This is a genomic window from Sporosarcina sp. P3 (genome assembly GCF_002743415.1).
Lineage (GTDB): Bacteria > Bacillota > Bacilli > Bacillales_A > Planococcaceae > Sporosarcina > Sporosarcina ureae_A.
On the sequence record NZ_PDZE01000007.1, the window covers coordinates 30,865 to 50,827 of the forward strand.

Annotated in this window: 22 protein-coding genes; 15 read left to right on the forward strand and 7 right to left on the reverse strand. The window is 40.8% G+C overall.

Going from position 1 to position 19,963, the window contains the following annotated elements; translation table 11 throughout:
* Positions 1–68: 68 nt before the first annotated feature.
* Positions 69–755, reverse strand: coding sequence for an acetate uptake transporter (locus tag CSV61_RS10100; RefSeq protein WP_099639130.1), 687 nt, complete (start codon positions 753–755; stop codon positions 69–71).
* 233 nt (positions 756–988) lie between these two features.
* On the reverse strand, positions 989–2,467 hold the full coding sequence (locus CSV61_RS10105) for an S-layer homology domain-containing protein (protein ID WP_099639131.1): 1,479 nt from the start codon (positions 2,465–2,467) through the stop codon (positions 989–991).
* Positions 2,468–2,695: 228 nt separating this feature from the next.
* On the opposite strand from CSV61_RS10105, the gene CSV61_RS10110 reads away from it, so the two are divergent.
* Positions 2,696–3,538, forward strand: a complete 843-nt coding sequence (locus CSV61_RS10110; RefSeq protein WP_099639132.1) for a tyrosine-type recombinase/integrase — start codon at positions 2,696–2,698, stop codon at positions 3,536–3,538.
* Positions 3,539–4,556: 1,018 nt separating this feature from the next.
* Here CSV61_RS10110 and CSV61_RS10115 read toward each other — a convergent pair.
* Positions 4,557–5,321 (reverse strand): hypothetical protein, encoded by a 765-nt coding sequence (locus CSV61_RS10115; RefSeq protein ID WP_099639133.1) that lies wholly within the window; start codon positions 5,319–5,321, stop codon positions 4,557–4,559.
* Between the two features lie 814 nt (positions 5,322–6,135).
* On the opposite strand from CSV61_RS10115, the gene CSV61_RS16805 reads away from it, so the two are divergent.
* From CSV61_RS16805 to CSV61_RS10130, 5 genes are all read left to right on the forward strand, one after another.
* Positions 6,136–6,291, forward strand: a complete 156-nt coding sequence (locus tag CSV61_RS16805; RefSeq protein ID WP_158233831.1) for a hypothetical protein — start codon at positions 6,136–6,138, stop codon at positions 6,289–6,291.
* A 520-nt stretch (positions 6,292–6,811) separates the two neighbouring features.
* The gene (locus CSV61_RS10125) at positions 6,812–7,420 is read left to right on the forward strand and encodes a Type 1 glutamine amidotransferase-like domain-containing protein (RefSeq protein ID WP_099639135.1); all 609 of its coding nucleotides are present in this window, start codon (positions 6,812–6,814) and stop codon (positions 7,418–7,420) included.
* An 85-nt stretch (positions 7,421–7,505) separates the two neighbouring features.
* Positions 7,506–7,664, forward strand: coding sequence for a hypothetical protein (locus tag CSV61_RS16810; RefSeq protein ID WP_158233832.1), 159 nt, complete (start codon positions 7,506–7,508; stop codon positions 7,662–7,664).
* Positions 7,665–7,670: 6 nt separating this feature from the next.
* Positions 7,671–7,823 carry a hypothetical protein gene (locus CSV61_RS16815; RefSeq protein WP_158233833.1) on the forward strand — a complete coding sequence of 51 codons (153 nt, stop codon included), beginning with the start codon at positions 7,671–7,673 and terminating at the stop codon, positions 7,821–7,823.
* Positions 7,824–7,939: 116 nt separating this feature from the next.
* Positions 7,940–8,122: a hypothetical protein gene (locus CSV61_RS10130; RefSeq protein ID WP_143561088.1), complete on the forward strand. Its 183-nt coding sequence runs from the start codon at positions 7,940–7,942 to the stop codon at positions 8,120–8,122.
* 591 nt (positions 8,123–8,713) lie between these two features.
* On the opposite strand, the gene CSV61_RS10140 is transcribed toward CSV61_RS10130, so the two are convergent.
* Positions 8,714–9,967, reverse strand: a complete 1,254-nt coding sequence (locus CSV61_RS10140; protein WP_099639138.1) for an amidohydrolase family protein — start codon at positions 9,965–9,967, stop codon at positions 8,714–8,716.
* 273 nt (positions 9,968–10,240) lie between these two features.
* Between CSV61_RS10140 and CSV61_RS10145 the strand changes: the two genes are divergently transcribed.
* The 9 genes from CSV61_RS10145 (at position 10,241) to CSV61_RS10185 (ending at position 17,185) form a co-directional block, all read left to right on the forward strand.
* Positions 10,241–10,738 (forward strand): RNA polymerase sigma factor SigV, encoded by a 498-nt coding sequence (locus CSV61_RS10145; protein ID WP_167693415.1) that lies wholly within the window; start codon positions 10,241–10,243, stop codon positions 10,736–10,738.
* Positions 10,735–11,607: an anti-sigma-V factor RsiV gene (rsiV, locus tag CSV61_RS10150; RefSeq protein ID WP_099639139.1), complete on the forward strand. Its 873-nt coding sequence runs from the start codon at positions 10,735–10,737 to the stop codon at positions 11,605–11,607. Before CSV61_RS10145 ends, rsiV begins: the two co-directional genes overlap by 4 nt.
* A 126-nt stretch (positions 11,608–11,733) precedes the next feature.
* The gene (locus tag CSV61_RS10155; RefSeq protein WP_335695486.1) at positions 11,734–12,696 is read left to right on the forward strand and encodes a polysaccharide deacetylase family protein; all 963 of its coding nucleotides are present in this window, start codon (positions 11,734–11,736) and stop codon (positions 12,694–12,696) included.
* A 216-nt stretch (positions 12,697–12,912) separates the two neighbouring features.
* Positions 12,913–13,368 carry a MarR family winged helix-turn-helix transcriptional regulator gene (locus tag CSV61_RS10160; protein ID WP_083034707.1) on the forward strand — a complete coding sequence of 152 codons (456 nt, stop codon included), beginning with the start codon at positions 12,913–12,915 and terminating at the stop codon, positions 13,366–13,368.
* 82 nt (positions 13,369–13,450) lie between these two features.
* Entirely contained in the window at positions 13,451–14,404 is a 954-nt protein-coding gene (gene mhqE / locus CSV61_RS10165; protein ID WP_099639140.1) for a ring-cleaving dioxygenase MhqE, read from the forward strand.
* Between the two features lie 22 nt (positions 14,405–14,426).
* Entirely contained in the window at positions 14,427–15,320 is an 894-nt protein-coding gene (locus CSV61_RS10170; RefSeq protein ID WP_099639141.1) for a VOC family protein, read from the forward strand.
* A 3-nt stretch (positions 15,321–15,323) separates the two neighbouring features.
* Positions 15,324–15,947, forward strand: a complete 624-nt coding sequence (locus CSV61_RS10175; RefSeq protein ID WP_369824353.1) for a flavin reductase family protein — start codon at positions 15,324–15,326, stop codon at positions 15,945–15,947.
* Positions 15,948–15,966: 19 nt separating this feature from the next.
* The gene (locus CSV61_RS10180; protein WP_099639142.1) at positions 15,967–16,557 is read left to right on the forward strand and encodes an alpha/beta hydrolase; all 591 of its coding nucleotides are present in this window, start codon (positions 15,967–15,969) and stop codon (positions 16,555–16,557) included.
* Between the two features lie 97 nt (positions 16,558–16,654).
* Positions 16,655–17,185: a YceI family protein gene (locus CSV61_RS10185; RefSeq protein WP_099639143.1), complete on the forward strand. Its 531-nt coding sequence runs from the start codon at positions 16,655–16,657 to the stop codon at positions 17,183–17,185.
* Positions 17,186–17,301: 116 nt separating this feature from the next.
* On the opposite strand, the gene CSV61_RS10190 is transcribed toward CSV61_RS10185, so the two are convergent.
* The 3 genes from CSV61_RS10190 to CSV61_RS10200 form a co-directional block, all read right to left on the reverse strand.
* Positions 17,302–17,739, reverse strand: coding sequence for a GNAT family N-acetyltransferase (locus tag CSV61_RS10190; RefSeq protein WP_099639144.1), 438 nt, complete (start codon positions 17,737–17,739; stop codon positions 17,302–17,304).
* A gap of 61 nt (positions 17,740–17,800) precedes the next feature.
* Positions 17,801–18,475, reverse strand: a complete 675-nt coding sequence (locus tag CSV61_RS10195; RefSeq protein WP_099639145.1) for a Dph6-related ATP pyrophosphatase — start codon at positions 18,473–18,475, stop codon at positions 17,801–17,803.
* The gene (locus tag CSV61_RS10200; RefSeq protein ID WP_233193575.1) at positions 18,472–19,464 is read right to left on the reverse strand and encodes a GNAT family N-acetyltransferase; all 993 of its coding nucleotides are present in this window, start codon (positions 19,462–19,464) and stop codon (positions 18,472–18,474) included. The genes CSV61_RS10195 and CSV61_RS10200 overlap by 4 nt, the downstream gene beginning before the upstream one ends.
* Positions 19,465–19,963 lie beyond the last annotated feature (499 nt).

The following is a 19,963-nucleotide window of genomic DNA, read 5'->3' on the forward strand; positions in this document are numbered from 1 at the left end:
TCTGCGGTAACGTAGATGCTTTTTTGTATCGATTATCTATCATGTGCTGGTGTTTGGTTGGATATTATTTAGCTAAACGTGTTTTTTACTTTTAAGTCCTTACCTGTTTTTACAGGACGTGCAGATGGTGCCATCGCTTCATCCGATTTCTTAAAGATACCAAATGGCTTGCCTACCGGGATGAATTCTCTGCCGAAATGTTCGTTCAGAACGGCTGCCCCCGCTCCGTAGAACGATAGCAAGGAAATAATCATTTCTGAGTAGGCCGCTAATTGCTGAGGGAACGCACCGAATAAGCCGAAACTATCGAGCGCCAAGCCGATAAACAAAAAGTTGATGAAGAAAAATATAGAGAATAAGACCTTATGTGTTTCCATCGCACCAATCGTTAAAAATACGGTAAGAATTAAGTAGCCGACGAATGCGAAGCCTAATTGATGCAGATCCACCCCTGCTGCTAGTGTCTCTCCGAAGATCCCTCGTTGCATCATCCACGAAGCAGCAACCGCAAGCCAGAAAAATCCGTATGCACCGAATGCCGTAGCACCAAATGTATTATTGCGCTTCGTATCGATCACGCAAGCAAATAATTGAGCGAAACCACCGAGCAGTATCGCCCAAGGGATAATAAATGAAACGTCTGTCGTGATGCCCAGTTTTTGTGACGACGCAACGAGTGTTACCATCGCCAACCCAAATAGACCTATCGCAGAAGGGTCTGCGTTCACTATTTTGGTTTCTTGATTTATATTCATGACAACCTCCTGTTAATCCAACCAAACCTCACTCATACTAGCACTAATTATTATTTCAGGAAACCTTTTTTCACATTTTCTTTATATCTATTGAATGTGATAGCGATGAAAACCGAAAACAAGCAAAACGCCGTCCATTTTGTGTCGCATATCACCATCCTGCCCGAGACATTTTATTCGCACCAAAAAAAGCAGACACACGATGAATGCCTGCTTTTCGTATACCTATCCAATTAATCAAACACCATATCATCTTCTTCACTAACAGCCGCATCTACGTGTAGATAGTCCCCTAGTTTACTCACTCGCACTGTAATACCGTAATAAATCCTATGACTACCCGGGACTACCTTACGATCCGGGAAGTTCACAAAGAATTCCCCTGTTTTCTTCGGCGTAATACGGAACACATTCGTTCCGGGATCTCGCGTGACGGTCGCAATCTCCTCACTTCCTTTAGGCAGCACATGCTTACCGAGAATAGCGCCATCCCAAATTTGCAACACTTCATTCGGCTTGATCGGAGTGATATGCGTGTAATAATAAAATTGATCTTTGCGCTCAGTAGACGTAACGTAATAGCGCATTTCCTTGCCGTCCACATACTTGACCGTCGCAATGAATTTCCCCGGCTGATCAAAATAAATTACATGGCAATATTGAAGCGCGTCATTTTCACATCGCTCAAATTTCACACGTTCCTCAACCAGTTCCCCATCCTCCGTAGATAAAGAAATCGACTCCGCATCTATGAACGCTTCGTTGTTTTCTCTTCTTTCGTAATGCTTCCATAGTTGTGCTGGCGTCGAATAGATATCGGTTGTCTCTTGCAATGAAATATCCCATGCACCATCGATCTTTTTGACATGCACATAATATTTTCTGTAGTTTTGATCCTCTGTATCGGATGATGTTGCTCCTGAAAATGTCAGTGTCGCCGTTCCTTCTTTCTTCGGCACAATATGAATCTTCGTTTTCAAATTCACTTGACTGGGTACTTCACTGTCTCCCACAATATCAAATATATCCGAGTTCGTTTTACTAATGTCGTTGAATCTCTTCCATTTAAAATCTTTCGCATGCATCGTCAGAATCCCCGGCTTCACATCTTCCGCTGCTTTCAGTAACTTTGCTGCTTGACCTCTCGTAATGGAAGCATTCGGACTGAATGTCGTAGGTGACGTACCTGTCGTCAGCCCGAGTTGATACAAACTATAGATTCCATCTCTGTGGCCGTTTTTATGCACTACGTCTTTAAATCCATAATCCGGATCGCGATACAGCGGTAATTCGAATGCTTTGATAATAATAGAAGCCATTTGCGCTCGTGTGATGGGATCATTCGGTCCGAATCGTCCGTCACCATACCCATTGATGACGCCTTTTTGCGCTAATGCCGCAATCGCTTGATAGTAACCATTTGCAGTCGAAACGTCTTTGAATTTCGGATCTTTTACCTTCGTCGTCTCCAGTTTCGTTAGTTTCACGATAATAGCAGCCGCCTGCCCTCTCGTAATGGATTCGCTCGGACGGAAAGTTCCGTCTGGATAGCCTCCGATGATATGGCGTGACGCCAATTCATTGACCGCTTCCGCAAAATGCTTCGTAGCAGGAACGTCGGGAAATCTTGCTTTGTCTGCCGCTACGCTTGATAAGGGAATACTGAAGATCAGCAAAATCACCCCAAGCATCGCTATCACTTTATTCTTCATTCGACTTCATCCTCTCCATAGTTTAGTCTTGTGCCGTACAGACGAAGAATTTGAGAAATAGTTTCAAAATCTTTCAAATTAATTCCCCTCTATGTGAATGAAGAGTATGTATGATTAGGTCGCTAAACTATGTAGACATCCACACTCTACCTTTCTTTCAATGAATAAATTTCTTCCAATCGGACACACTTGCTAACAATAGATTACCAATATAGGAGTGTGAACAGGATGTTGATTTGCGAGGCTTGGACGAAATATGAGGCGGATAAACGCATTGAAGGGTATTCTCCTTTGACATTGAAAATGTACAGTTATCAATGTGCCATGTTGAAACGATTTGTCGGTGATGTATCCATGGAAGATATCACAACCGATGAACTAAAAACCTATCTGATCGAATGCGGCAGTCACTTAAAACCTTCGAGTCTTGGGCACCGCGTTCGATTTATTCGATCGTTATTCAAATGGACACATGAAGAAGGATTTATGACAAAAAATCCAGCATCTAAATTAAAAGAGCCTAAAATGGGTCAACGAATTCCCAAGTTCCTCTCCAAAAATGAAATAGAACATGTACGCGAAGCCTGTGACACCGCGATGGAAAAAGCCTTGTTCGAGTTTTTCTATTCAACGGGTTGCCGTATTGGTGAAGTAGCTACACTCAACCGGCAAGATATCGACTTCATCGGCAACTCGGTGATCGTCCTCGGTAAAGGTGATAAGGAACGCGAAGTGTATTTCAATGTACGGTGCGCTATTTGGTTGAAGAGATATTTGGAAGAACGCGATGATGAAGATCCCTGCCTATTCGTCACGGAGCGGAATCCGAAGAAACGCATGAGCATCGATACACTGCGCTACACTCTCAAGCGTGTATCAAAACGCTCAGGCATTCATAAATCCATACACCCTCATCAGTTACGGCATAGTTATGCTACGCATCTGATTAACAACGGTGCTCCGCTAGAAGTAATTCAAAGTTTACTCGGACACGAGAAAAGCGAAACTACACGAATTTACGCGCACTTGAGCGGGAAACTACGACATGATTTGTATAGTAAGTATTTTTAATTTAGATGAACACTACCGAATATACTTGGTAGTGTTTTTATTTTGTGTCTTTATAGCAAATCCTACCTATCTTAAATACACTATTAATATAGAAATTGACCAATAGATTATTCAAAATTATGTTATAATGTCCCTAACTATACAGCTATTGTAATTTCAATGCTGTTTAGAGTGTTACGAGAATATATTGGTATGGTCTAGATTTTAATCGATTATCTTTGCTTTGTCAGTATTCCATAAACGGACCAAAGTTCGCATTGTGCAAGCCGTTGCTTTGCGTTCGGGAGTCGGCGCCTGCACTCCAAGCAACAGAACATACTAAGTATAAAAAGACTATTCAACAAACGGGCCATTTAGCGGAAGAGGATATGTAATTGAAGTTAGTTTTGAAGGGGGCTAGGAGATGCTTTTCTTATTATCGTTACTTGGATTTCTCACGATTTTCTGCACCATATATGCAATACGTGCCATTTCAGATGAAAAACATAAGCATAATTTCAAGATTTACACTTTTATTGCTTCTATTTGTGCAGGAATTTCATATTGGCTTATTTTATATTCGTTGATTGGTTGAAGAGTAAAATTATAACAAGTTCAATACTGCACCATAAACGGGGGCGCGATTGCCATCTCTTTTGTTATTTTGACCTGTGCAAAATAACACTTAAAATAGGTGCAAATTAACTCCTAAAGTGATAGCAGTGTTAAGACAGTATTCAAATAAGCAGCATAAATGAACGTTATTGGATCATTCTTTTTGTATCAACGTTTTCAGCCTTAGCGTACAATATTTCCGTTTTGCTGTCTGTGCCCTTAATTGACAAAAGGAGAGTTGTATTGGAAGAAACAGATTAGTATATTTCAGGTACTTCGCTAATAATTCGTTTTGGTAAAGAGTTTAATTTTTCTACACTTAAAGGGAGTTTATAACCTATAATACTACGAGGGATATAAAAAAGCTTCTACATGATCATCACTTTGAAATGACCTCAAGTAGAAACTCTTATTAATTTTCTTGTTACTTAATGTATCCTTTTCCATTAGTGTATGTTACCTTGATACCGTATTGATTCTGATAATGATCTCCAACAAATACTTTTAAATACATGTCTTGGGACGATAAATTAGCAAAGTTAGTATACTTGAAATACAGATAAGCCTGGGCTGGAATTTTTTTAGCGCGATTCTCATATTTTCTAGTTGTACCTTGTTTTGTGTCAGAGTGAGTTCCTAGATGTGCTGCTATATTAGGATGAGGATATACTTTATTTATATAACTATTACCTAAATGAGTATCTATAAATATACTTACTTTATAGCTTGCATCAGCATGAGTTCCCACACCTTTTACTGTAAATGTTTTGAATGCACCATTTGCAGCAAGTGCTATATTTCTATTCTTTAAATTACTAATATCCTCAGCTTCTAGAATTATTTCACTCTTTAGATAAGAGCCATCCTTAAATTCCACTTTCTTCTCTAACTTATTATTTTGGAAATATTCCAGTTCTTCTAGTTCTTCAAATGAAAAGAAAAATACTTGCTCATCAGCCATAGCTTTCTCTGATTCGAGAACTTCTCCCTTTTCAATTTTCCGAAGGACATTCTGAATATCCCAATCTGAACTACCCTCATCATGCATTCTATTTGTAACTTCTAGTTTATCTTTTAAAGATAAACTGGTCTCACTTACTTCACTGGCTTTAGCAATATCAGTTATATTAAAACTGAACACTAAAAGAGTAGTGAAGCATAAAATAATAAGTTTTTTCATCAATTTCATCAATCACTTTCATTTGTTAATAAATACAATAACACGTAAACATGTATATTCATACCATTTATTGACAAATTAAATTTCTCACGACAAAATAAGTTACTTGTATGTACTTTCATTTCTTGATATATAATAGTTTACGAAGGAGGGCTTAATAATGATCTTAACTAACGTAATACTAACAACTTTTATTAGTTGTAGTATTGTTTCCTTAATACATATGAAGTGGGAGAATCATATTGTCTCATTAATTTCGATATTAATTACTGGTATTTTATCAGCACTATTTTTTATAAATCCATATGCTTTAATTAGTATCCCATTAAGTGTAGCCTATTATTTATTTTTTATAAAAAAATATTAAGCCACAACAATTTTATGATGGTGACAATGAATTTTCTTTCCTGTCGGATGAAGTCAAGGCTTATCAAGAGATAGCATTAACTTCATTCGAGGTTGATTCACTGCAACCCCAAAAGACATATGTCGATAATTCTCGAGTTGCTGAACGTCATGCAATTGTAATGACCAAAAACATTCCATCTAAATCTACACTGGACGGATTATTTGAACAAGAACGAAATATCTATTTTGGATATTGAATACCACTCTAGCCACGTTCCATTCAGATTATGTATACAAGGAAATAAAAGTAATATAAGATGTAAACGGTTTGGAACTTGAAACGACTGGAAATACCTAAATTAACAAATGTCGGAAATATCTTTTCAAACAAATAGAGAAAATTGTTGTTGATAGAAAAAGTGAGGGCTCAAAATCACTTCCACTACTTGAAGCGGAAGAAAAGGTGTCAGCGGTCATGAAGTTAAAGGAAAGCACTATAACACCTCCTAAATCTTACACAGAAGGTCAATTCATTGGAATGATGAAAACTTGCGGAAAAACACTAGAAATCGAGATGTTAAAAGAGATAGAGGGTCTCGGCACCGAAGCAACACGCTCTGGCACTATCTAAATGATAAAGCAACAATACTATATTGAGGTGAAAAAGAACATTGTTTCCATTACCCAAAATTGTGTTCCTTCCCTGTAATGATAGTATGCCAGCGAAGACAAGTCTTCGCTGGTTTTTACCTGTTTTTTTCGTGGATCGACCACTCAAAAAATACTTTGTCGCACTGGTCAATCAGTCTGAATTCGGTTTCAATACGGTAGTACCATAAACGATCGGTAGTGGAACATCCCTTTTATATAAAGGTTTCAATTCTTAACGTACAATACTTCCGTTTTGTTGTCCGTACCCCTTGATAGCCCTCACCATAGCTACTGTTAAATATCCATCATCAATCTTAAACGTAGCTATAACAGTTGCGTGTTGTGCAGTCTTTTTCTATGGACCAGCTGTTCTTTTCAAAAAGAAATATGAGTAGCTTCAGCTATGAAAAGTGTTCTAGAATCGGGGGCATTAACGGCAGAAGGTTAGTGCCTCAATCGGGCCATTTAGCGAAACAAAAGTGTAATGGGGGAATGAATAAATGGGAAGAAATATCCTTGCAATTTCCGGCGGAGGTTTTTCTACAGAAGATAAAGCCTATATTGATGAGTACCTAATAAAAATTTCAAAAAGACAGGGACCATTAAAGATTGCGTTTATTCCAACCGCAAGTAATGACGCGCAAGGTTATATAGATAAATTTTATGAAGCTTTCAAAACGGAACAAACAAGCCATCTCACTATCAAAGACCTTGAATCACAAAACATCCAAGAAAACGTAAATTCATTAGATATTGTATATGTAGGCGGAGGCAATACTCAAAATATGCTAGAAATTTGGAAGAGAACACGTTTCGATGTTGTGTTAAAAAATGCATATCAAAATGGCGTCATCTTAGCTGGAATAAGTGCAGGCGCAATGTGTTGGTTTGAAATTTGTTACAGTGAAAAAAACGAAGAAGAGTACGAAGAGTTTAAGGGTTTAGGATTACTAAAAGGTAGTTTATGCCCTCATTACAATGACGAAGAACGTCGTATAGCCTTTGATAATTGGTCAACTGCTCAAAGAGATATTAAGTTATATACTTTAAACGACAATGAAAATTTACATTTTCGAGATGAAAAGTTAATTGCGGAAATTATTGTTTAGTATATTTTAATCTACCATAATCGGGCGCGTTTGCGTGATAAGGACAGTGCATCAAACGGGCCAGAGAAAAGGAGAATGATTGGTTATGAAAAAGAAATATATTGCCATAGTTGCTGTAATGTCTTGTTCATTATTTTATTTTGGAAATGATTATATTTCATTCGCTTCGTCAAATGAAGATGAGAAAATCGATAATCTTTTTGAAACGGAATTATATGATAATGCTGAAATGAAGTTTGGCTAAACTGGTATGGGAGTCAGTAAGAGTGAAAAGATCTTATCAGTACAAGTGGACGGAGATAGCTTAAGTAATAAAGAAAAAGCGAAATTGTATTTTGAAAAAGAACTTGCCAGCAATGGTATTAATAATTACGAAGTTGAAATTTTAAATTTAGAAAAATAAGTTGAATTATCTAGCGAAGAAAAGTTACGTTGATTAATATTCTTCAAACGGGCGCAGTTGTGGAAGATGATCTTTTCCTGATAAGGGCCATTTTGCAGAGAAATGGGGGTGTTTTGATGAAAAAGAAATCTCTCTTTTACTGGCGAATATTCGTACTTGCCGTTATGCTTTTGCTTTTTTTAACGAAAGTAATAAGCCTAGACACCTTTTTAACAATGATAGGTGGAATAATAGTCTTTGTCGGTATCCCTGAGATTATAAAGGCAATAAAGGATAAAGACAGAAATGAAAATCCATAAACGGGCGCGATTGTGAAGTACTACACTCTTAGTTGATCGGAGTGGAAGGCGGCGATTCCTGCAGGACCAGCGGGACAGGTGAAACACCTAAGTGAGCGAAGCGAGCAGTGTGGTTCACCGCCCGCCCTGCGGAACGCGTCCGCCTGGAACGCAGATCAACGGTTTTAGACTACTTTGCGTTTATTCGGGCGCGTTTATTGAGGAAGCTTCTCTGAAATCGGTTAGTTGATCTTCGCTACAGCCGGCGACTCCCGGAGGATCAGCGAGAGCCGTAACGAAGAACGGCTTTTGCGAGTGAAGCGCAGCGAGAAGGAGCATATCTTTGCTTTGACAGGTGAAACACCCAGCGAGCAAAGCGAAGAGGTGTGGTTCACCGCCCGCCCATAGGACACGCGTCCGGCTGCAGCGCAGATCAACGGGTTCCAACCACTCCCCCCTCATTGGTTGATTCTGTTCAAGCACACTCTGAGTATCACCATTTTAAATTCAGCGCTATATTTAGCTATAAGAAAACACCCCGAAAGTTAGATTTTTACTCTAACTTTCGGGGTGCACCTCATTGAGGAGGAATTTTAGTATAGTCAAGAACTCTCACGATTGCTTCAAAAAATCCACTTCCACTTCATTTTTCCGCGGTTCACGCTTAAAGAGATAGCCACCGTTTCTTACGGACATCAGCACTTCTGCCCGCTCACGAATAGCCTCATAAGGATCTTGTGCATCCAACACGATAAAGTTCGCCGGTTTCCCCACTTCCAAACCATACGCGTCATTTACTCTCATAATGTTTGCACCGTAATACGTGATTAAATCCAACGCCTTATTGATCTCGTCAATATGTGTGTAATGCGCTAAGTGAATCCCATTGTCTAAGATGTTCATCATATTTCCGTTGCCTAAAGGATACCAGTAATCCGCTATGGAATCTTGTGCAAATGCCACATTGTTTCCGTTATTTAACAACTCTTTGACGCGTGTTAAGCCACGACGCTTTGGATAGCTGTCGCCACGTCCTTGGAGATGGGCGTTTTCAGTTGGGCAAGAAATAAAGTTGATTTGTGATTCTTTAAATAAACCTAACATTTTATTGGCATAGCTATTATCCACTGAACCAAAGCTGCATGTATGACTGGCCGTTGTATATTTACCATAGTCTTTTTCCATAACGAGCGCGTTTAACACTTCTAAGAACCGACTATTGGGATCATCGTTTTCATCACAATGAATATCAATCATTACATTGTGTTTTATGGCCATGTCGACAATACGTCGCAATGACTCCACGCCATGCTCATAGGAAATTTCAAAGTGAGGAATCCCCCCTACTACGTCCGCACCCATTTCCAGTGCTTCTTCCATTAAACGCTCTGCCCCTTCATATCTAAAGAACCCTTCTTGAGGAAAGGCAACGAGTTGTAATGTAACGAGATCTTTCAACTCTTCGCGCAGTGTGACTAACGCCTTCATCCCCGTTAAATTCGGATCCGTAATGTCGACGTGTGTACGAATGAATTGAACTCCTTTACTCACTTCTTTTTGAATTCCTTTTATCGCACGTTCACGCACCATTTCTTCAGTCAGTGATTTCTTATTATCACTCCACCGCTGGATGCCTTCAAATAACGTCCCGGAGACATTCGCATTTCCTTCGCCTAGCCCCGAAAAGATATAATCCAAGTGTAAATGAGGGTCCACATAAGGCGGCAAAACTAAACGACCTTGCAGATCAATTACTTCATCTGCGTCGCCTACGTCATTCCCTATAGCTGTAAACTGACCATTTTCCACTAAAAACTCATGGGAATTGGGATCCCCATATATATTCGCATTCGTAAATTTCTTCATAAAATACATTACTCCTTTATCCGTTGTTATAGTCATGAGTATAGCAGTTACGATACAAGAAAAATAATTCTTGCTCTCAATACAACGTGAGCAGCTAACCCATTCTAAGTCGTATCGCATCCCTAGTAAATTGAAACGCTTCTCTCTAAACGGGATCCTTGTCATCATGTTTCCTTTTTTATATAAAATCCAAACTTTTTGCGGAAGCTGTCCGTCAAAAGAGTAAGACGTGATCGCGACATGTTTAAAATTGAAGAAGGTGACCCTTTTGTCATGACAAAAAATAAAAAAATAGAGCAGGTGGAGCAATTTTTAATTGAAAACCAAAATGCTCATTATCGGCTCGCCTATAGCTATGTGAAAAACAAAGAAAACGCGTTGGATATTGTGCAAGACTCGATTTTCAAAGCGTTAAAATCCATTCATCGCCTAGAAGAAACCAAGTATTTAAAGACGTGGTTTTATCGGATACTCGTGAATACGTCCATCGATTTTATTCGCAAGCATCAACGAATGATGGTGATGGATGATGAAGTTCTAGATGGCTATTTACCACAAACAGAAGATGAACCAACGGATATAGATTTACTAGATGCCCTAGATACACTTTCTCCGGATGAAAAATCGTTAATTATTTTACGCTTCTTTGAGGACTTGAAGATTGACGAAGTAGCAGCCATCTTAGACGAAAACAGTAATACCGTAAAAACCAGGCTTTACCGGACTTTAAAGAAACTGCGTATAGAAATTGAAAAGGGGGATTTGGAATGAAACGGATGAACAAGTTGAAGAAAGACTATGACGATATTGAAATTCCTCCCGAGCTGGATCATGTAGTGAAAGATTCTATTCAACGTGCAAAAAACACGAAAAAGAAGCGCTCCCCTATGAGAAACTGGTCGATCGGAGTTGCTGCTGCGGCTACTTTATTCGTAGGTAGCATTAATGCTAGCCCGACTTTCGCCAATTCGCTAGTGAATATTCCTGTTCTCGGTTCCATCGTGCAAGTTTTCACGATCGAGACCTTAACATTGGAAAAGGAAACGTATCAGGCAAACATGGAAACGCCAGCAATCGATGGTTTAGAAAACGAAGGATTGCAAACTGCTTTAAATGAAAAGTATATCGAAGAAAACAAAGCGCTCTTTACGAAATTTGAAGAGGAAATCGCCAGACTGGAAGAGGCAGGTAGCGGTCATTTAGGCGTGGATTCAGGTTATGAAGTAAAAACCGATACAGAACAAATTTTGTCCATTGCGCGTTATGAAACCACTACGGCTGGATCTTCTTCCACTGAAATGCAATACGATACGATTGATAAACAACATCACATTCTCCTTACCTTACCGAGTCTCTTTAAAGACGATTCCTATGTGGAAATCATCACTGCCTATATAAAAAAAGAGATGACGCGACAAATGGAAGAAGATGAAAACACTGCGTACTTAGCTATCGAAGGAGCGGACATCGAATTCGACTCCATTCAAGCAAATCAAGACTTCTATATTACTGCGGATCATACACTCGTCATTTCTTTTGATCAGTACGAAGTTGCACCAGGTTATATGGGCGTCGTCACATTTGAGATTCCTTCAGATATTTTACAGGATGCCCTAGTTAGTGACACATATATTCAGTAAATGATGTTACAACAGCAGATGATTGCTTTCGTCTGCTGTTGTCCTTATGAAGTAAGGGAGTTTGTATACATACATACGATGAAAATCGGTCTATTCAACATAAACTGATAGGAGGCTATATATTTTATGAGTACGCTACCTCAACAAGTCGGACAGAAAAGACGAAAGTTAAAGAAAAGATATTTCCTGCTTCTACTTATTCTTCTTGTTCTATCGGGTACTGTTCTTTTTGTTGGAACGTCATATTCTTTCCGCGAACAACCTAGTACATCGAATCAACCTGTAACCAAACCTGAACCAATCGAAACGCCGACATCAAACGATCAGCCAGAACCTAGTACACCACCAGAAGAACCTAGTACTGAACCTGAAGTATTCCCTACAATAGAACCGGAGGAAACGGAAACGTCTACTGAAGGGCAAACAGAAATGCCTACTGATACAAGTACAGAACAGTCTCCAGAAGAGAATGAACCTGAAAAAGTAGTGTATGTAACTTTTGATGATGGTCCGAGCAAATGGACTGAGCAGTTTTTAGATATATTGGATGCACATGACGCGAAAGCTACATTTTTCATGCAAGGAAATAATTTAAAGAAAGAACATCTCCAAGCAAGTGTAAAACGTGCAGCGCAAGAAGGTCACTATATTGGCGGCCATAGCATGACGCACAATTATCAAGCACTTTACGCTGATCAACAGTTTGTACCCGAGATGCTTGAATCACTGGATCTCATCCATGAAATAACAGGAACCACTCCTCGTTTAGTGCGCCCTCCTTATGGATCGGCACCTGGATTGAACGGTGAGTACATACGGAAACAACTGGCAGACGCCCATATTAAAATTTGGGATTGGACGATCGATTCACGAGATTGGGATCTTCCAGGTAACCCAGCTCAAATCGTACAAAACATTAAACAAAACACTACTTCGGATAAAGAAATTGTATTGATGCACGAAAAACCGCAAACTTTAGAAGCACTCCCTGAAATTTTGAACTTTTTCAAAGATCAAGGATACGTTTTCGGAGTTTACCATGATGCGAGTCATTTTGTCATGAACTTCCAGAACGATGCAGCGCTATAAACTACTATGCATTGAAGTCTACTACCAGATTCTAATGTGCGGAGGCTACTGATCTAGCAGGGTAGCCTCCCCCCTTTCGTTTCACCTTTTCCACTGGTTGAACTACTCTCCACGCAAATAATCCAAGAATTGTAGATGTTTTTACAAACATACGGTTTGACATGGCATAGTGAATATTATATGATTACCTTGAATTCGAGATAAAAGGAGAACGTCATGGACAATCAAAATAATGAAATGTATGAAGAAGATTTGTCTCTAAAGGCATTTATTGTTTTAACTCGAGCATTACAATCCATTAAAGTACGTGTGGAAGAAGATATCAAACGCTCAGGTTTAAATCCAACAGAGTTTGCCGTTTTAGAATTAGTCTATAGTAAAGGTGATCAACCGATACAAAAAATCGGTGAGCAAGTATTGATCGCCAGTAGTAGTATCACTTACGTTGTAGATAAACTAGAAAAGAAAAACTTAATCAAAAGAAAGCCTTGTCCAAAAGATCGACGTGTAACGCATGCGTCCATTACAACGGATGGAACGGAATTGATGAATGAGATCTTCCCTCCTCACAAAAAGGCGATTAAAGAAATTTTTAGTGGACTAGATATACAAGAAAAAGAACAATTAATTACACAGTTGAAAAAATTAGGTTTACATGCACAGAATATGTAATGGTAAATCTAGTTTTTTTACAACTATTATCTCGAAATGGTAATATACCAATTAAATACAAAATACAAAGGGGTTTTATTACATGACAAACGAATTACTAGGCATCCACCACGTTACCGCAATGACAGATCACGCAATGAGAAACTATGAATTTTTCACGAACGTACTCGGCATGCGGTTAGTTAAGAAAACCGTAAACCAAGATGATATTCACACGTATCACACATTTTTCGCGGATGATATCGGCTCACCAGGGACGGACATGACGTTCTTCGACTTCCCGAACAACCCGAAAGGAACGGCGGGGACGAACTCGATTTCTAGAATCGGACTACGAGTACCTAACGATGCAGCACTTGAATATTACCTAGAACGCTTCAATGAGTTTGATGTAGAAAACGACGGCATTCAAGAGTTGTTCGGCAAAAAGGTACTCCCTTTCCAAGAAGCGGACGGACAGAAATACCAACTGTTCTCCGATGAAAATAATGAAGGCGTAGCACCCGGTACACCTTGGAAAAACGGACCCGTACCTGAAGAACACGCGATTTACGGTTTAGGTCCAATTGAAATCACAGTGAGCTATTTCGAAGATTTTAAGAAAATGCTTACGGATGTGTATGGTATGAAACCGATTCTTGAAGAAGAAAATGTGACACTGTTTGATGTAGGTGAAGGCGGCAACGGAGGACAAGTCATCTTACGAAACGACCATACAACACAAAGTCGTCAAGGATATGGACAGGTTCACCATGTGTCGTTCAGGGTAAAGGACCATGAGGCAATCAAGAACTGGGAAGCAAAATACGATGAATTGGGCATGCAACATTCCGGCCATGTAGACCGCTTCTACTTTGAAGCACTTTATACACGTGTCGGTCATATTCTAATCGAGCTATCCACAGACGGTCCAGGTTTCATGACGGATGAACCATACGAAACATTGGGCGAAAACTTATCACTTCCACCGTTCCTTGAGCCGAAGCGCGAATATATTGAATCACAAATTCGCCCGTTCGATACCACACGGTCATAATCGTTTGAAAGGAGTTTTATAAATGGAAGCAATTAAAAAGATCCACCATATTACAGCTATTGTAGGAGACCCTAATGAAAACCTGAAATTTTACAGAGATGTTTTGGGACTTCGTCTGATTAAGCAAACCGTAAACTTTGAAGATCCAAGCGTTTACCATTTGTACTTCGGAGATCAACATGTGACGCCTGGTACAGTCATTACATTCTTCCCTTGGACCAATCAGAATCATGGCAGAAAAGGCAGTGGCCAGGTCGGACGAATTGCTTTCAGAGTACCAAAAGGAAGCATGGACTATTGGAAAGAGCATCTAACGGCTCAAAACATCCATACTGAAATAACAAAACTTTTCGGTAAAGATACACTCGAATTCGACGATGTTCATGGGCTTGAGCTCGCACTAGTCGAAGGCGAAATTGCTGCAGATCATTATGACATTGTTGATTTCCACGGTGCTGTTTTATTGTCCGGAAATCCCGAAGGTACAAAAGAACTTCTTACAGGCCTTATGGGATTAAACGAACTAGATATAGAGGATCAGAACCTACATTTTGAAACAGTAGGCAAGGAAAAGCAACATATTATTACGGCAACCCCTGCGCAACCTGCTGGTAGATTCGGTATTGGCACGGTCCACCACATTGCGTGGTCCGTGCCGCATAAGGAGGCATTGCAAGAATGGCAGTCTGCACTGACTGATGAGGAATTGAAAGTCACCGAAGTGAAAGACAGAAATTACTTTAACTCGATCTACATTAAAGAAAAAGGACGAGTCGTGTTCGAGTTCGCAACGGACGGTCCAGGTTTCGATGTCGATGAAGATATAAAATCACTCGGTTCCATGCTGAAATTACCGAAACAATACGAACACAACAGACAAGAATACGAAAACCAGCTGCCGAAATTGGAGGTCTAGTCGATGTATAACATGCTCAATTTCTCTCCACGAGAATTAACAGCAAAAGAAAAGAAGAAATTCCTGATTGGTTCCGTTATTCCTAGACCGATCGCATTGGTTTCTACGATGTCTGATTCGGGTCTTATCAATATTGCGCCATTCAGCTATTTCAATATCGTCACCTATGATCCCCCTATGCTATCGATTGCCGTGCAGCGCGTAGAGGGGAAATCGAAAGATACAGCCAGAAATATTTATGAGACGAAAGAAGCCGTAGTCCAAGTTGTGGATACGGATAACGTGGAAGCAGCAAATGCGACGTCCGCACCACTAGGACCGGATGAAAGCGAGCTGGATGTATCGAGTTTTACGACAGTAGACTCAAAAGCGGTTCAAGTTCCAGGGTTGAATGAAACCAAGGTACGGTTTGAAACAGAGTTGTACGATTCATTGGTCGTTTACAATGAAGAAAACATCGCCACTACAGATGTTTTATTACTGAAAGTAAAACATTATCACATAGATGAAACCATTTATCATAACGGCTATATTGACCCGTTGAAACTAAAAGCCGTAAGCAGACTTGCCGGTAGTGATTACGCGGAAATAGGTAAGCTATTCACAGTAGAACGGCCTGTTAACTAATCAAAGGAGTTGGCGTGTAATGAAATATATTTACCATGAAAACAAAAAAGGTGCACCCGTATTCGTATTGCTCCACGGCACAGGTGGTACAGAAACAGACTTAGTGTCTCTTGCCGAACTACTCAATCCGGAATACAACGTGTTAGGCATTAGAGGAAACGTGCAGGAAAATGGCATGAATAGATTCTTCAAACGTCACGGTGAAGGTCAGTACGACTGGGAAGATCTTGAGTTCCGCGGCAATGAACTGTATGCATTCATTGAAGAAAAAGCAAAAGAGTATGATTTCAAAATGGAAGATACGGTGCTAGTCGGATTCTCTAACGGTTCGAATATTGCGATTCAAATGATGCTCAAACACCCAGAAACACTTAAAAAAGCCGCTTTATTCGCACCCTTATATCCTGCAGATCTAGAAGAAAAACATGACTTCAGCGATGTGGACGTATTCCTATCACTAGGCGAAGGGGATCCGATCGTGCCTGAATCCGAAAGCAAGCGCGTCATCCGTCTTTTTGAAGAAAGAGGCGCAAACGTTACAACCGCATGGGTGAAAGGACACAGCCTGACACAAGAAGTCGCAATGCAAGCGAAAAACTGGTTGAAGTAAACACGATCTATGTAATAAAAAACAATAAGCACGTTTTGTTTTAGTAAAAGAGAAGTTACTACATGTAAAATAACAACCATTATTGGAGGAGATGTATATGACAAAAGCAATATGGAACGTTGACACAGCACACAGTACAGTAGGTTTTTCAGTACGACATATGATGATTTCAAACGTAAAAGGAACATTTAACGAATTCCAAGGAACGATCGAAGCTGACCCAGAAGATTTAACAGGTGCATCCATCGATTTTACAATTGATGCCAACAGTATCGATACACGCAAGGCCGACCGAGATAACCATTTACGTTCAGCTGACTTTTTCGATGTAGAAAAATATCCGCATTTATCATTTAAAGCGACAAAAATTGAGGAGACATCCAAAGATACGTACGACTTAACGGGCGACTTCACGATTAGAGATACAACGAAGCCTGTCACGTTCAACGTTACGTATGAAGGCATGGCGAAAGATCCAATGAGCGGAGACCAAGCTGCTGGATTTACAGGTAATACGAAAATTAACCGTAGAGACTTCGGTTTAACATGGAACGCTGCACTAGAAACTGGCGGCGTTGTCGTAAGTGATGAAGTCAAGATCAATATCGAAATTCAATTACGTAAGTAAGCCGCATAAAACTCACACTTTCTAAAAGAGCGAATGCCATAAAGAAATGCCCCTACAGGTATATTGCATCTTCTACCTGCAGGGGCATTTCTTTATAAAACAGGTGCTGTTTGTACCTATAGAGCCAGCTCTTTCTCCATCACAATATGCGGTATGCCATCTTCCATGAATACATCAGACGTAGTTTCGTATCCAAGTTTATGATAAAACTCTTCCGCATGTGTCTGCCCATGTAATGTTAACGAAGCGATTTCCTTTTCCTTTGCGACATCCTCCAAGCCTTCAACAATTATTTTTCCAACGCCTAGACCTCGATGAGAAGCCAATACACAAATACGTTCTAACTTCCCTACCCCCTCTACCACTCTCAATCTACCTGACGCGATTGCTTGCCCTTCTTGTTCCACTAAAATATGTTCACATAATCCGTTCAACCCATCAAATTCATCGAACTCGTCCTCTTCCGGCACCTGTTGTTCGTGGACGAATACCGCTTTTCGTATGTCAAAAGACTTTTGAAGATCTGCTTCTGTACGTATCCTCTTACTGTTCATCAAACACCGACTCCTTTTTCTACGTTTATTCAGTAAACAAGAAACTTCCGCAGACATTCTCTCAGTCTGTGGAAGTTTCCTGTTCTATCTCGCACTTCATAAATACATAGCCATCTTTTTCGATCGTTTCATTCATTTTCATAGGAATGCGTTCCTTAAAAATCGGTCCATCGACGACGACCGTATGAAATTCTCCTGACTCCCCGCAACTATCAATACCGAGTGCTTCGAGTTCATCCATTAATTCAATCGTAAAGCGTCTCCCGAGAAATTCTGCAGGCATCCTCTTTGTATTGACCACGATCACATACGCTTCAAAGCCTTCCGCAATGAATTCTTCGAGCAGCGTACGTCGCGGTTCTTCCCAGAGTGGATGATAGGTTTCCATACCGACTTTGGCGCACATCGATTGTACCCACAGCAAATGATCTTCTAAATCAATGTCTCCAAATACTGCTTTATGAATACCATGTGCTCTCGCAACGCGCATCGCATCAATGAATTGAACTTCATAGCCAGCCCAATCTGCTTTTCGGATCATCAGCGGAACGTCCATTTGCTTCGCCTGAGCTTGAATGATCTCTAGTGGTAATGCATGTGACTTGGAATGCGACTCATCTTTATCAAACATCGTCCATAGCATCGCCGGCGTATTTCCTTCTCGGATTGCGCGATACGCCGCGAGCGCAGAATCCTTGCCGCCACTCCACGATGTGACGAACTTCACGCCCGTCATCGTCCGTCCGCCCAAGAGATGCGTGCATCTATCGTACGCGCCATGCGAATCATATACGAACGGAATCCGAGTTTAGGCCAGAAATATGACGCTAAATGATTCGCCGTCAACCAATCCGTCATGACATATTTATAGCCCGCATTTTTCATTTGAGTGAAACTATGGTTCGCAATCGACTTGCCGATCCCTTGTCCCCGCATCTCAATATTCGTCGTGGCCTGCACAAGCACTGCCGACTCATCCGGCGTCGTCATCGCATGACGCGCGTCCGCCGGTGTGAATAAATGAAAGGCTACAGGAACGCCATCTTGCTCGGCAACCCAACTGCGCGTGCCTTCTTTACCCTCATACGCCGCAAACACATCGCGCTCCGCATCCAACGCTTCTTGCGTAACCGGCTTCCACGCTGGAGCTTTCGCCTGATGCAAACTATTCCACGGTGCCATCTTGCGCAAAACTCTTTGCTCGTCCCCTACTAGTTCCTTCATCTTCACGAGACTATTCTCACCAGGCTGTGCACGATAATGTTCAAGTGACAACGCCGCAAAACGCTGTTCAAAATGGAACGATTGCTCCAGCATTTCCAAAATTAATTCATCATTACCGACCGGAATATCCATCACATGTTCAAAATACCCATTCCGCACCCATTCCGCGCCAACTTCCGTGTACATCAACCGAGCCAATCTCGGATGCTCGTCCTCATGAATGACAAACGAAGGATACCCGACATACACCGTACGCCCACGCGTAACATCTTGACGATATTCGTATAATAAATAGCCGATGACCTCTTCGTCACGCAACGTCACGAGACCCCCTGTATACGGCTTCTCCAACTCTTCACGCAAGCGATCCTCTGCTTGTTCAATGTCCTCAAAACGTTCCTGCAAAAACGGAAAACGCTGTCGTTCATCTACATGTCTCGCCGCCAATAACGAGGCCATCTTCGGTATATACTGCTCTTCAAATTGTACAAAATGAATCATCAGAATCCCCTCCTGCCTAATTTAACTAAATTATACCACATCCCGTTGGGTTGCCAACGAAATGCATGGATGCGATGTGATTTTAGGGGGATTGAGGGGTGTTGGGAAGGTGTTGAGCGGTTGGGGTTAGGGGTTTGGGTCGGGGTATGAGCGGATGTGCGTTAGTATTGAGCGGATACGTTACCATATAGAGCGTTTAACCACGAAGTATGAGCGGACACGCGTTGGCATTGAGCGCATACGCACACACATAGAGCGCTTAACCCCAAACTATGAGCGATAGCGATTCGGCATTGAGCGAGGCCGATGGACAACCACTTAGAGCGTCTCCACATCGAACTATGAGCGGGTACGCGTCAGCTTTGAGCGCATACGCAACCACATAGAGCGCTCAACCACGAAGTATGAGCGGACACGCGTCAGCATTGAGCGCATACGCACACACATAGAGCGCTTAACCCCAAACTATGAGCGAAAACACATCAACATTGAGCGCATA